The organism is Candidatus Defluviilinea gracilis (genome assembly GCA_016716235.1).
Lineage (GTDB): Bacteria > Chloroflexota > Anaerolineae > Anaerolineales > Villigracilaceae > Defluviilinea > Defluviilinea gracilis.
On record JADJWS010000001.1, the window covers coordinates 436356 to 449627 of the forward strand.

The 13272-nt window shown below is 53.0% G+C and carries 10 protein-coding genes; 7 read left to right on the top strand and 3 right to left on the bottom strand.

The features are described 5' to 3' along the window. Window positions 1-74: 74 nt before the first annotated feature. A complete protein-coding gene (locus IPM31_02100; GenBank protein MBK9005764.1) occupies window positions 75-827 on the bottom strand; it encodes a hypothetical protein in 753 nt (250 codons plus the stop codon). A gap of 122 nt (window positions 828-949) precedes the next feature. Here IPM31_02100 and IPM31_02105 point away from each other — a divergent pair, with 122 nt between their 5' ends. Then, on the top strand, window positions 950-2107 hold the full coding sequence (locus tag IPM31_02105) for an exo-alpha-sialidase (GenBank protein MBK9005765.1): 1158 nt from the start codon (window positions 950-952) through the stop codon (window positions 2105-2107). 77 nt (window positions 2108-2184) lie between these two features. Here the strand turns inward: IPM31_02105 and IPM31_02110 are convergent, their stop codons facing one another. Continuing rightward, complete coding sequence (locus IPM31_02110; GenBank protein ID MBK9005766.1) at window positions 2185-2754, bottom strand: hypothetical protein; 570 nt, start codon at window positions 2752-2754, stop codon at window positions 2185-2187. A 201-nt stretch (window positions 2755-2955) separates the two neighbouring features. On the opposite strand from IPM31_02110, the gene surE reads away from it, so the two are divergent. The 5 genes from surE to IPM31_02135 all read left to right on the top strand — a co-directional run bounded on the left by surE (window position 2956) and on the right by IPM31_02135 (window position 6163). Then, the gene (gene surE, locus IPM31_02115) at window positions 2956-3723 is read left to right on the top strand and encodes a 5'/3'-nucleotidase SurE (protein MBK9005767.1); all 768 of its coding nucleotides are present in this window, start codon (window positions 2956-2958) and stop codon (window positions 3721-3723) included. A 41-nt stretch (window positions 3724-3764) separates the two neighbouring features. After that, the gene (locus IPM31_02120) at window positions 3765-4046 is read left to right on the top strand and encodes a hypothetical protein (protein ID MBK9005768.1); all 282 of its coding nucleotides are present in this window, start codon (window positions 3765-3767) and stop codon (window positions 4044-4046) included. Window positions 4047-4095: 49 nt separating this feature from the next. Further along, window positions 4096-4479, top strand: a complete 384-nt coding sequence (locus IPM31_02125; GenBank protein ID MBK9005769.1) for an MGMT family protein — start codon at window positions 4096-4098, stop codon at window positions 4477-4479. Between the two features lie 342 nt (window positions 4480-4821). Then, entirely contained in the window at window positions 4822-5661 is an 840-nt protein-coding gene (locus IPM31_02130) for a sulfurtransferase (protein ID MBK9005770.1), read from the top strand. A 70-nt stretch (window positions 5662-5731) separates the two neighbouring features. Continuing rightward, window positions 5732-6163 (top strand): SufE family protein, encoded by a 432-nt coding sequence (locus IPM31_02135; GenBank protein MBK9005771.1) that lies wholly within the window; start codon window positions 5732-5734, stop codon window positions 6161-6163. Window positions 6164-6301: 138 nt separating this feature from the next. Here IPM31_02135 and IPM31_02140 read toward each other — a convergent pair whose 3' ends face one another. Next, on the bottom strand, window positions 6302-11431 hold the full coding sequence (locus tag IPM31_02140; GenBank protein ID MBK9005772.1) for a VCBS repeat-containing protein: 5130 nt from the start codon (window positions 11429-11431) through the stop codon (window positions 6302-6304). 609 nt (window positions 11432-12040) lie between these two features. Here IPM31_02140 and IPM31_02145 point away from each other — a divergent pair. Beyond that, window positions 12041-12865 carry an MBL fold metallo-hydrolase gene (locus IPM31_02145; protein ID MBK9005773.1) on the top strand — a complete coding sequence of 275 codons (825 nt, stop codon included), beginning with the start codon at window positions 12041-12043 and terminating at the stop codon, window positions 12863-12865. Window positions 12866-13272 lie beyond the last annotated feature (407 nt).

Below are 13272 nucleotides of genomic sequence, written 5' to 3' on the forward strand. Positions count from 1 at the left end.
TGATGCGCGCAAAAAGGCGCAGTCAGCATTATAGTGGAATCCCGCCAGAATCGCTTCCCAATTTCGTTGAAATATCAGGGAGCGCAAATAGCCTTGAAGGGTTCCCGGGTCGTCACAATATTCGGCTCCAGCGTTTGGACGATCATGGCGTAATCTCTCGCGCTTCGCACCTGATAAAAATCCTGCGCGCGTTTTACGCCTCCCTCCTCAAACTGGATGGACATCTCCTGCGATGTATCGCCCGTGCTTTCCTCCTTCCACATCCAAACCACATTGGACGGACCGTATGCCGCGATCTCCACAGTGATGGTGACCAGGCGGGGGAACGAGTCGCATGCCACGTTCATCGCCGCCGGGTCGATGCTCACGAGTACGGCTGATACAGTGACCGGAGGCGCTGTCGCCACTGGCACCGCCTCGGTGTTGCCCTCCGTATCGGTGAAGTCGGAGGACAGCCAGCAGATTGTCGATGGATCGCTCGGGTTCCGAACCTGCCACCATGCAAGGTCGGGGCTTTTACCGATCACTTCGGCAAATTTCCCGGGGTTCAGTTCTCCCACAACCGAATAGGCAATGCCCGGACCAAAGCGGCAATTCACGATGTGCTCCTTGGGATAGGCAACCACAAGCCTTAGGGACAATGTCGGCGTGGGGGTGGGCAATGCGTAGGTTAGGAAGGTTTCGATCGGGACGATCGAAGGCGTGGAATTGTCCGCAGGCGGCGTATCCGGTTTCAATGGAGGAAGAGGCGTTTGTGTCCCCGATGGTAAATTGCACGAAGCGGAAATCAACATGAGAACGGCGGCGTATCCTATTATTCTCCTCATTCATCCTCCTTTGTGTCATCATCTTAGCGCGAGAAAAATGCGACCGCAATAGGTCTTATGGTCTGGCAGGAATGTGATACAATGGTTTTAGAACATTTTTTCTGTTTTGAAAGGAAGCCCACATGAGCAAACGAGTCCTGATATTGGTTGGAACGACCAAGGGCGGGTTTATTTTCGAGAGCGATGAGAAACGCAAGAAATGGGAGATGAGCGACATTCTGTTCAAAGGTTGGAATGTGATGCACATGCAAATGGACCCGCGCGACCAGCGGCTGTACGCGGCGACGAGTCACTTTGTATATGGTCCAACCATCCATCACTCGGACGACCTCGGCAACACGTGGACGCAAGCGAAGGAGTCGCCTGCCCTGTCGCGAGGGTCGAAGTCGGGCAGACCAGCCAGCACGATGGATGAAGCGTTCATTTCCGAAGGCGGCGAGAGCATCAAAGAAAAACCTGAGAAGATGATCAAAGTATGGAATATCAAGCCCGGGCGCGCGAGCGAGCCGAATGTGTTGTATGCGGGGGCGCAACCCGCTTCGTTGTTTGTGTCGAAAGATCGCGGCGATACGTGGACTTTGAATGAAAGTCTGTACGATCATCCTCAACGCGGAGAATGGGGACCGGGCGCGGGCGGGTTGACCCTGCACACGATTCTGCTCGACCCAACAAACGATCAGCGCATGTACATTGCCGTGTCAGCCGCAGGATGTTATCGCACCGACGATGGCGGCGTGACGTGGAAACCGTATAACAAAAATGTGCGCGCCGATTTTATGCCCGATAAATATCCGGAGTTCGGTCAATGCGTGCATAAAATGACGATGCACCCGGCAACGCCGAATGTGTTGTATCAGCAAAATCACTGCGGCGTGTATCGCAGTGACAACTTCGGCGAAGATTGGGTTGACATCGGCGAGGGCAAGTTGCCGACGCCTTTTGGTTTTGCGATTGGCGTGCATCCGACGGATCCGCGCACGATTTACACCGTGCCGGAAGAAAGCCAGGAATATCACATCAGCGTGGATGGGCAGTTTGCGGTCTGGCGTAGCCGCGACGCGGGCAATTCGTGGGAAAAACTCACAAAGGGATTACCCGAACGCGCTCACGTGGATGTTCTGCGCGAAGCGATGGGACTCGATTCGTTCGAGGATGCCGGGGTGTACGTCGGCACGAACACGGGTCAACTGTTTTACACGCGCGATTCGGGCGACAATTGGGAATTGCTGGCAGATTTCCTGCCGCCGATCCAATCGGTGGAAGCGGCGGTGGTTGGATGAAAACGTAGGACGAGATGCGCAAAGCGTCTCGTCCTACGTTTGTGTTGCAATAAACTTCCGAGGACAGGATTTCACTACTAATAGAGCGGGAGTATGTTTTTTTCAATCCATGTTGAATCTCGGTTTTCCAGAATCACGCGATAATATTCGATAAAGTTGGTTTCATCCCCGCTATAATAATGTTCGGCCAGGAATAAAGATTTGACCCCATCAGAGTAAACAAATGCAAAGAATATCGCGGCAATCGCTCGTTCTTGGAAGAATCTTTCCAGATCCTCGCTTGTACATTCTCGCTTTGAGCGGGTCTCATAAAACCAGCATTGGCGCACATCTTGCCTGCCCGATGGAACCCCATAGAGCACATTGCCCCTAATCTCTAATTGCGACAGGACAATCAAGACCGGGCGGCTATAACTAATGTCTCGAACTGCAATGCGCGCGACGAATTCTTCCACAGTTTCGTTTTCAAATTGGACGAGAGGGTCCCGGAGTGGGGGAATTCCGATGAATACTTCAGAAGTGGATTGTGGTTGAATCGGCGTGGCGGTAGGGTCAAGTACAACAGTTGGCGCAGGCTCACGGACGCAACTTGGTATGATCAACACGCAAACCAAAGATATGACTGCTATGGACCGATTAACAAACATCGTTCACCTGCCAATTCCGAACTGATACCTTCGCGCTTCACAATTAACATAATAATTCCTTTTGCTTACCACTACATTAAAATCGGTGGTGAAGGTTTTGTTAGAGCCGGCATCATACTCTTCTTTTTCTTTCGCAACCAGCGGAGTTATAATCGCCGAGCAATCGTAAATCGAAAATCTGAAATCGTAAATCGGAGAATCATGCATATCCTCGTAACCAACGACGACGGCGTCCAAGCGCCGGGACTGCTCGCCCTCGCGCAGGAAGTTCGCAAACTTGGCAAAGTGACCGTGTTCGCGCCTGATAAAAATTGGTCTGCATCGGGACATGTGAAAACGCTGGATCGTCCATTGCGCGTGCGCGAAACGACTCTTGCAGATGGAACATCCGCGTTCATGTCTGACGGCGCGCCGTCGGATTGTGTCGCGTTGCCATTGCTTGGGTTTCTCGAAGAAAAAGTTGATCTGGTCGTTTCAGGGATCAATCCCTACTCGAACATCGGTCACGATGTAACTTACTCTGGGACTGTGACCGCCGCGATGGAAGCGGTGATCACTGGCGTGAAGGGAATCGCGTTCTCGCTGGCTTCGCAAGATAAACCTGCGAACACCGTCACCGACTACAGCCACGCCGCGCAAGTGGCACGAGTAGTGACTCAAAAGGTCATCGAGCAGGGACTGGCGGAGGGCGTGGTGTTGAATGTCAACATCCCCTATTTGAGTTTTGATGCGATCAACGGATATGCCATCACGCGGCAGGGAATGCGCGTGTACCGCGACGCGCTCGATAAGCGCATTGACCCGCGCGGGCGTCCCTATTATTGGATCGGCGGCGACGAGCCGACAGGTGTCAATGAAGAGGGAACGGATGTCGGCGCGTTGGCAAGCGGATACGTTTCCATCACGCCGTTGCAATTGGACTTGACGAATTACAAGGCGATGGATGTGTTGAGGAAGTGGGAGTTTTGAGAGCAGTGATCGAGTGAACAGTGAGCAGTGATCAGTAAACCATGTCCTTCCTCAAAAAGCTCTTCTCCAGCGAACCTGCCAAGCCTGAGAAAAAATATCTCACCTTCCATGTGAAATGCAATCGTTGCGGCGAGACTCTCGAATGCCGCGTGGACTTGGACAACGACCTCAGCCTCAACGATGAAGGCAACGGCTACTTTGCCCGCAAGGGATTGATGGGAAGCAATCTGTGCTTTCAACAGATCGAAGTGGAATTAACCTTCGACTCGGCGCGTCAATTACTGGAGAAAACCATCACTGGCGGTCAATTCACCAATCTCTAGTCTCCAATTCTCTAATCCTCTTTTCCTCAATTACCAATTACTACTTACCATGCGCTTTGCCTCCCCTCCCAACCAACAAGCCTATTACGAACAAGTGTGGACTCTTGTGCGGCAAATCCCGCGTGGGAAGGTTGCCTCATACGGACAGATCGCGCTGATGCTCCCTCCGCCGAACGGGGTGGAGTTCGAGGCGTACAAGGCGTTCGGTCCGCGTTGGGTGGGCGGCGCGATGGCGAACTGTCCCGACGATGTGCCGTGGCAGAGAGTCATCAATTCGCAGGGAAAGATCAGCGAACGCGCGGGCGCGGAGAGGCAACGTCAACGTTTGGAGGAGGAGGGTATTATGTTCGTGAAAGACAAGGTGGATATGAAGAAGTACGGCTGGGGCGGGCTGGACGAGACAGACGCGCCGAAGCAGGGGAATTTATTTTAGGAGGCGGAAACATATTCCATTGCAAGGACAGCGACTTTGCTGTAACCATGCGACTGATCGCAAAGTGAACTTTGCGGCACGGGCTCCAATATTTAACTTGACAAGCAGGGCAAGATTCGTACAATAGCCGCCAGCATGAAACCGATCAATAGTTTTCAACATTGCTTGTGTCTATGGCGGGGTTCGTAACCACTGCCTCAGACGTTTCCGCAAGCAGTCAACTCGTCAGGCAGTGAACGCCCCCGCGCATCCATTATGCCGCGCAGGAATTGTTCGCTGTCCTTTTGTTTAAGTTGACTGCTTTTAATTTTAACGAGACCCTACCAAAAAGAGGAAAACATCATGTCGTACGCCTATCCTGAATTTCTTGTGGAGACCGACTGGGTCGCCGAACACGTGAACGATGCGAACGTCCGCATCCTCGAATCGGATGAAGACCCGTTATTGTACGCGGTGGGGCACATCCCCGGCGCCGCGCAAGTAGATTGGTTCAGCACGCTCCAACATCCGTTGCGCCGCGATTTTCTCACCAAAGAAAAGTTCGAGGAGACTCTCTCGAGCCTCGGCATTGCCAACGACACCACCGTCGTTTTTTATGGCGATAAATCCAACTGGTTCGCATGCTACGCGCTGTGGCTGTTCCAATATTACGGACACGAGAATGTGAAGATCATGAACGGCGGGCGCCTCAAGTGGGAGAAGGAGAACCGGCCGCTGGTGAAGGAAATCGCCTCCTATGGGAAAACAGCCTACCGCGCGAAAGAAGCGGATCGGTCCATCCGCGCCTTCCGCGATGAGGTGTTGAAACAGTCCAACGAGAAGAAGCCGCTTGTAGACGTGCGTTCGCCGAAGGAATATTCGGGCGAGTTGATCTCGATGCCGAATTACCCGCAAGAGGGCGCCACACGCGGCGGACACATCCCCGGCGCGGTGAGCATTCCGTGGGCGACCGCCGTGAATGAAGCGGACAGCACGTTTAAGACCCCCGAAGAATTGCGCGCGTTGTATGAAGGGAAGAATATCAAAGCGGACGGCGAGGTGATCGCGTATTGCCGCATCGGCGAACGCTCTTCGCTGACGTGGTTCGTGTTGAAATACCTGCTCGGGTATCCCGCTGTAAAAAACTACGACGGCTCATGGACGGAGTGGGGCAACCTCGTCGACGCGCCGATCGAAAAATAAAATCCTATGAAACACAAAGGACACAAAGGTTTTTTTCCTTCGTGTTCTTTGTGTCCTTCGTGGTGAACATATGCCCATCCCCCTCACCCTCCAAGAGATCGTAGACGATTTCGCTTCGATGACGCGCGAAGAAAAACTGGAAACGCTGATCGGGTACGCCGAGGCCTTCCCGCCCCTGCCCGACCGTTACACAGCGCAACGCGATCGCATGGAAACCGTGCCCGAATGTATGACCGCTGTGTTCCTGGTCGCTGAGAAACAGCCCGATGATACGATCCTTTTTTACTTCGACATTCCGCCGCAATCGCCCACCGTGCGCGGACTGGCTTCGATTCTTCGCGACGGGTTGAACGGCTCCACCCTGGGAGAGATTCTCAGCGTCCCCGCCGATTTCTACCTGCCGATGAATCTACAAGAGGCGGTTTCGCAACAACGCTTGAACGGATTCGTGGGAGTGCTGGCTCACATGAAGCACGCGGCTGTGCATCCGCAATCGGGGTGAAGATAAATCGCCGAGGTAAGCGCAGGGTACGTTGACCCGAAAAGGCATGAAGTATTTGTGAAAGTTGCGATTCCTACAAAAGGAACAAACCGCCGTCGAACTGATAATTCGGCGGCGGTTTGTTGAATTAGAGATGGCTCATGGTATGAGCAATGTGGCGTACATCGAAAAGCGGAAGGTATCCGCCGTGTTCGACGAGGAGAACGCGGCAGGCAGGGACCCGAAGGGGTAGGCATAATAACGACCCGAACCCGCCACAGTCAACCTCCCTGCCAGTGTGTTGTTCTGCGGCAGGAATGCCAGCCAGTAGGTTCCCGCCGGTAGGGATGGTTGAGTCAACACAGTTCGGGTATTCCACCCCGCGACCGGCGTGAAGGCGGCTGTTTCCGCCAGCAAAGCCCCCGGGGCATTCCCCGAATCACTGTAGATGCCAAGCCGCAACTGCCCTCCTGTGGTAGACACATAATAACTCAGGCTTTGGATGGTCGCGCCCTGCGTCAGCGTAACCTGCTGTGCCACCAACTGATTCCCCAACCCTCCATATGGGATGCTCAGCACGTTCGTTTCACCTATGATAACTGTGTCTTCCCCCCAGGTGGGGGTACTCGTGGGCGTAGGGGTAAACGTTGAAGTGACAGGCGGGGTCAAGGTTGCTGTGGGAGTTCGCGTTGAGGTGCTTGTGATGGCTGGCGTGAATGTTGGTGTCGGCGTAGTCGGAGGGTCTACGCTTCGATAAAGAATAACCAACCCCATACTATCGGCAAATACCAGATCGGGCAGTTGGTCTCCATTGAGATCGCCAATCGCCAGATCGTCGGTATTTAAATTCGGCAAGGGGTATAACGCCTCAACGCCCATCACGCCATTTATCTCTTGCAAAAAGACGCCAGCCCGCAACCAACCATTGTGCGCGACAATTACGTCTTCCAAACCGTCAGAGTTAACATCAGCAATATCAACTGCTTCGGGAATATCATAAGCCGGGTAGGAAACAGATGGCTGAAGGTTCCCATTGGCATCTTGCGCAAAAACCGCAATGTTCGAACTTGGGCTGTTGCCTCCATAACTGAGCGTAATATCCAACCGTCCATCGCCGGTTACGTCTCCAATCGCAATTCCCTTACTGAGGCAGGGTGATGCGCATGCCGCAATGGAGTAATTCGAGGCTGTAGTCAGCGATCCATTCGTATTTTGGAGATACACCATGAGGTTGCTGTTCACATACCCCTGTCCGTTCATCTTGACGACATCGTTCAAGCCATCGCCATTGACATCTCCGATGGCTAGATCGTCAAACCCGGCGGCTACAGATGGATAGGTTGTCATGGCATTGAGCGCGCCATCCGGCTGTTGGATAAAGACGCCAATGGTCGCATGGGTGTGATGAGCGACTACAATATCGTTTAGTCCATCATTATTCACATCATCGATCGCGACCGCGTCAGGTCCCGAATTCGTGGCATAGGTTATGCGATCGGCGAATTCGCCGGCGCTATTTTGGGCAAAAAGGCTGATCGTATTATCTGAAAAATTTACTGTGACAACATCATCCCAGCCGTCATTGTTCACATCTCCAACAGCCATATGCTCCGCTCTGTTGCCACCCGGATACGCGCGAGGTTGAGAGAGATTGCCATTGACATCCTGGGTAAAGATCAACAGACTGGAGGGGACGCCGGAAACATTCATTCGCACCGAAAGGGCAACATCCTGCCTATCGTCATGGTTGAAGTCTCCAACGCCTACCGCGTAGGAACTCTTCCCGCAGTTATACTGTTTGTATGGCAGAAAGAGGGTGGCGGAGCCGGAACCATTTCCAATAACGCAACTGATACCCGAGGTAGATGTGGCAGTCGGTGTGGCAGTGGGCGATGCTATTGTCAACGTGGCATACAGCGAAAAGTGGAACGCGCCGCTGGAAGGAGCGGTCGAGTATGAAGCGGGCAATGCTCCAAAGGTGTAGCCATAGTAACGTCCCACACCCGAATAGGAAATGCGCCCAGCGAACGAACTACTCTGCGGCAGGAACGCCAGCCAGTACGTGCCGGCGGGTAGGAGTGTGGGAGTGATGACGGGTTGTGTGTTCCAACCGGTCACCGGGGTAAACGCGGAAGTTTCCGCAACCAGCGTCCCGGGGTTCGAGCCGTTGTTGTTGTAGATGCCGAGGCGCAGTTGTCCGCTCGCTGTCGAGACGTAATAACTCAGGCTTTGAATTGTCGCGCTTTGCGAGAGGGTCACTTGCTGGGCTATCAGTTGGTTGCCGATGCCTGAATAGGCGCTGGTGAGTACGCTCGTCTCGCCCACCTGAATGGTTGCAGGGGTGGAAGTCATGGTGGGCAATGCAGTGGTTGGGATGAAAGTTGACGTTGGAGTCCGTGTTGTCGTGCGAGTTGCCGTCGGTGTGGGTGTAATTGCCGATGTGGTCGTAGGCGTGGACGTGAAAAGCGGGAGCGGAGTGCTGATCGTCGCCGTAGGCGTTATTGTTGGTGTTCGAGTTGCTGTGGCTGTGCGTGCTGCAGTGCGCGTCGGTGTTGGTGTAAGGGTATTGCTGTTCGTTGGCGTGCGTGTGACTGTTGGCGAGGGCGTGAAAGTTGGCGTAACCGTGGAGGTGTTGGTCGGAACAGAGGCGAGTGTCAACGTGGCATACAGCGAAAAGTGGAACGCGCCGCTGGATGCGGAGGTTGAATAGGAGGGAGGCAACGCTCCAAAGGCGTAGCCATAGTAACGTCCCACACCCGAATAGGAAATGCGCCCGGCGAACGAACTACTCTGCGGCAAGAAAGCCAGCCAGTACGTGCCGGCAGGTAGGAGTGTGGGAGTGATGACGGGTTGTGTGTTCCAACCTGTCACCGGGGTAAACGCGGAAGTTTCCGCAACCAGCGTCCCGGGGTTCGAGCCGTTATTGTTGTAGATGCCAAGGCGCAGTTGTCCGCTCGCTGTCGAGACGTAATAACTCAGGCTTTGAATAGTGGCGCTTTGCGAGAGGGTTACTTGTTGCGCCACAAGTTGATTGCCGATGCCGGAATAGGAGTTGGTGAGAATGCTCGTCTCGCCGATCGTGATTGGGGGAACGGGCGTGGAGGTTGGGGAGGAGTTCGGGGTAGCTGAGACTTCTGTTGTCGTGGGGGTTGGCACGGTGGGAGTGCGCGTTGGAGTTTTTGTGATTATTGGTGTTGAGGTAGGGATCGTTGGTGTGACGCCTAGAGTGGGTGTAGTCGTATCGGTTGGCGCCGGTGTTGGAGTTGATGGGGGTGAAACCAGGTCGCCGATGTAGCGGGCAATGGCAATGTCATAATTAGAGCCGTTATACCGATATCCAGCTACCACGATCTTGCCATCCGCCTGGATACTGACCGAGTTTGCAATGTCATCCCGATTCATATCGAAATCGGTAATCACGAGACCATCCGAGTCGAATGTAGAATCGATCAGACCATTAGGATGAAAACGAGCTATCGCAAAATCATAATCACGGTTCGAATAGCCGGCAATAACAATTTTTCCATTTGACTGCAATACAAGATCGCTGGCGGTTGGAGAATTCAACATTCCAGGATAAGCAGTTGAAGTCTTTCCATCCAAATCAAAAGATGGATCTAGCGCCCCGGTATTGGAATATCGAGCCACCAAGAAACGATCTTCACTATAGCCTCCCAAAACGATCTTACCATCGGGCTGAAGCGCAACAAAACCGCCTCGCTCAGAGCCTACCCCAAAATCAGTGATTACTTTTCCATCTACATCGAAGCCGGGGTCCAGATTCCCGGCGCTGTCAAAACGTAAGAGGGCAAGATCCGTATCGCTCCCATTATACGCTCTGCCGCCGATTAAGATTTTCCCATCAGGTTGGATGGCGATCGAAGAGGCAAACTCATCGCTCCCAGTCCCTACCTCAGTAGAGACCATGCCATCACCGTCGAACGTCGGATCAAGCGATCCATCCGAGGTATAGCGCAGTAATACGATGTCGTTATCATTTATGCCTACATTTTTATAGCCGGTAAGGACAATTTTTCCATCCGTCTGAACGGCGACGCTGGTCGCCAATTCGTGACTACTGTTAAGATCGGTGACAGCTTTTCCGTCTGCGCTGAAACTCGAGTCCAGCGATCCATCGGTGTTATAGCGCGCCACAGCGATTTTTGCTCCACCATTGAAGGGTCCGATTTCAGAATATCCGACTACCACAATTTTCCAGTCAGGCTGAATGGCCATTGCCATCGGAACCTCGCTTGCTCCGAAATCTGTTGTGACAATGCCATCAAAATCGAAACTTGCGTCCAGCGAGCCATCGGGGTTATATCGTGCCACAAAAAAGTCATCGCCGTTGGAAGTACCGAAACTGCCTACGACAAGGATATTACCATCTGGCTGGATTGCAACCGCGCGCGCTTCATCGTGATAATTCCCAATCGCCGTGGTCACCAACCCATCGCCATCGAAGGTCGAATCTAAACTGCCATTTCCTGAAGTCCCTGTCGTAAACTCCCACCAATCCCCGTTGTTTGCATAGGTCGTTCCCGTTGTATTATTCGCCCTCACCTGCCAGTAGAAAGTTGTATTCGATGGTAAATCCTGCAAAGCGGCGTTGGTGTCATACGTTCCCAGCCAATACTTTCCGGTCCAGTTGGTATCGCAAGAGTTGTTATCGACCGTATCAAAGCAATACTCGTAATCCACTGCCCCGAGGCTGGAGTTCCACTGTAAGAAAAGACCGGTAGGCGATATGAGAGCCGCATCTGCCGGGCTTGCTTTGCTGAAAGTATCCGGCGGCAGGAGGAGCGTCAGGGAAGCCTCTGCGCTAAACTCGCGCCCGGTGTTCAATTCGCCCTTGAACGTGGTCTTCAACACCACCGCGTAATCACGGATTTCATGCGCCTTCTCCGCGACCGCTTTAGGCAAATAGATTAGTTCATTCCAATCGGTTGTTCCTGCTGAATTAAGCGGGATGTTGGCTCTAAATGGTCCAAAGGATTCGCTGACCGGCACATCATACTGGGTGAAAAACTGATACGTTCGGCTTGTGATTTTGCCTGATAGATGACCCAATTCAGAAATGCGATACGGAACAAGTCTGCTTTCCCCGCTTCCCATACCCACCGGGTAACGGGGAGTCTCGACACTGACTTTCGAGAAGGTGGCGCTGTCATCGGCAAAGGCGTTTGTATTGCCTGCCGCTTGACTCGGGTTCACCCTCATCAACCCCACAAGGAATGCAACGATCAAGAAAGCTCGCGCAACAAATCCGATTCTAGATAGATTGAACATGGTTGTCTCCTCTGGAGGGAAATCCTCCCTGCTTTAACTGATCCACCGTATTGCCAGAAATTTATTTTATGGCGCAATGCTGATCATAGTCAAGAGATGGATGTCACAGTTTTGTTACACGGAGAGGGGAAGCAAAACATCAAATGAAATACTACTTACCTGAGAGTTTATAACGTTCGCAGTTGGCGGGCAGTTGTACTGCCGTCGTCATAGCGCAACTTCGACGAAACAGGTTCAACTGCGTAACTCTTACAGGTTTAAAAGTACCCGCGCCGAACGCAAGCGGGAGGTAAATGCTGATAATTTTTTTCGTCTTTTCTGAAAACTCTACGTTCAACATCATTTTTCCACGTCCCCAAAAAGAAACTGTCGGGCGATGAGATGAATATCACGGCGCAAGGTTGCCCGACGATGAAAACCGTCCATGAATGAAAAGCCGCGCATCAACGAATGGAGGAAGAATTCGTGAATGGATTACCCGGCATACGCGCCCCGTTACAAACTTTGCGCTGTACTACGAAAAGCGCCTAACACAAAGATTTATCTATACAACTTGAATTTTCCCCCCATTTATGCTATCAATAGGAAAATTTTCCCCAAGGATCTTGAATGCACCGAGAACGCGTATCTGAAAATGTATATTGGTTCCAAAGCGAAGTGTATGCGCAGGTGACGGCAGGCGTCATCGCCGGGCCGCAGTGGGCGGTGGTGATCGACACCCTCGCCCTGCCCGACGAAACCCTGAGCATCCGCGAATTCATCGAACACGAATTGAACGTCCCCGTCCGCTATGTGATCAACACCCACTACCACGCCGACCACGCCTGGGGCAACTGCTTCTTCCCCGGCGCCACCATCGTCGCGCACGAACACTGCCGCGCCATGCTCGAAGAACGCGGCATCCCCTCGCTCGAAGCCGCCAAACGGCAAAACCCCGCCATGCGACAAGTCAAGATCGCCCTGCCGCACATGACCTTCAAAGCCGGCGAACTCACCCTGCGCGTCGGCAAGAAGAACCTGATCCTCTCCACGACGCCCGGTCACAGCGGTGATGGCATCTCGGTGCTGGTGGAGGAAGACCGCATCCTCTTCGCAGGGGATGCCTTTATGCCCATCCCCTACATCGTCGACGGCGACGCGGACGACATTATGACCTCCATCAAACACATCGGGCGCATGGGGCTGGAAAACATCGTCCAAGGTCACGGCGATGTTATTCTGCGCGGCGAGATCGACGCGGCGGTCAAGGAAAACCTCAATTACCTGACAACCATCAAAAGATCGGTGAAATCCGCATCGAAGCGTAAGAACGCCGAAGAACTCATCGAACAGATCAGTATCGAGTCATGCGGCAAGAGCCGCGTTTACCTCGGCGGGCTTGCCGAACAACTACACCGCAGAAATTTACAAGCCCTGCTCCAATCCATGAGTTAACAGACGCCATAAAGCGCGATTGATCTTGCGAGGGAGCGTCTAAAATCGAACCCATCCACGATCATGTTACCCTGAGAGAGTGTTTCTTAGCGCCTTTTTGCTCTCACAGGGTCTGTGACCCTGTGAAATGCGGCGGTCACAGACCGCCTTAGAGCGTAACCGCGTAACGCGAGACTGCGAAGCGTCTCGCGTGTTAGGCTACCCTTGCGCAAGAGCGACATAAATGACGCATTACGAGAACCGACTTGACCTCAACTGCGTAACATCAGTTTCTTAAGACACAGATAACATGGATTTCACGGAGAAAACCATATAAAAATCCGTGTTTGGCCGTGTAATCCGTCAAACTTGTACTGCGACTGAAAGAAGCGTCGAAGTATCCGTGTACTGAAGAAACAGTGTCTGAG

Coding starts and splice junctions, on each gene's coding strand:
- IPM31_02100 (MBK9005764.1), bottom strand. CDS start 827: ATGAGGAGAATAATAGGATACGCCGCCGTTCTCATGTTGATTTCCGCT.
- IPM31_02105 (MBK9005765.1), top strand. CDS start 950: ATGAGCAAACGAGTCCTGATATTGGTTGGAACGACCAAGGGCGGGTTT.
- IPM31_02110 (MBK9005766.1), bottom strand. CDS start 2,754: ATGTTTGTTAATCGGTCCATAGCAGTCATATCTTTGGTTTGCGTGTTG.
- surE (MBK9005767.1), top strand. CDS start 2,956: ATGCATATCCTCGTAACCAACGACGACGGCGTCCAAGCGCCGGGACTG.
- IPM31_02120 (MBK9005768.1), top strand. CDS start 3,765: ATGTCCTTCCTCAAAAAGCTCTTCTCCAGCGAACCTGCCAAGCCTGAG.
- IPM31_02125 (MBK9005769.1), top strand. CDS start 4,096: ATGCGCTTTGCCTCCCCTCCCAACCAACAAGCCTATTACGAACAAGTG.
- IPM31_02130 (MBK9005770.1), top strand. CDS start 4,822: ATGTCGTACGCCTATCCTGAATTTCTTGTGGAGACCGACTGGGTCGCC.
- IPM31_02135 (MBK9005771.1), top strand. CDS start 5,732: ATGCCCATCCCCCTCACCCTCCAAGAGATCGTAGACGATTTCGCTTCG.
- IPM31_02140 (MBK9005772.1), bottom strand. CDS start 11,431: ATGTTCAATCTATCTAGAATCGGATTTGTTGCGCGAGCTTTCTTGATC.
- IPM31_02145 (MBK9005773.1), top strand. CDS start 12,041: ATGCACCGAGAACGCGTATCTGAAAATGTATATTGGTTCCAAAGCGAA.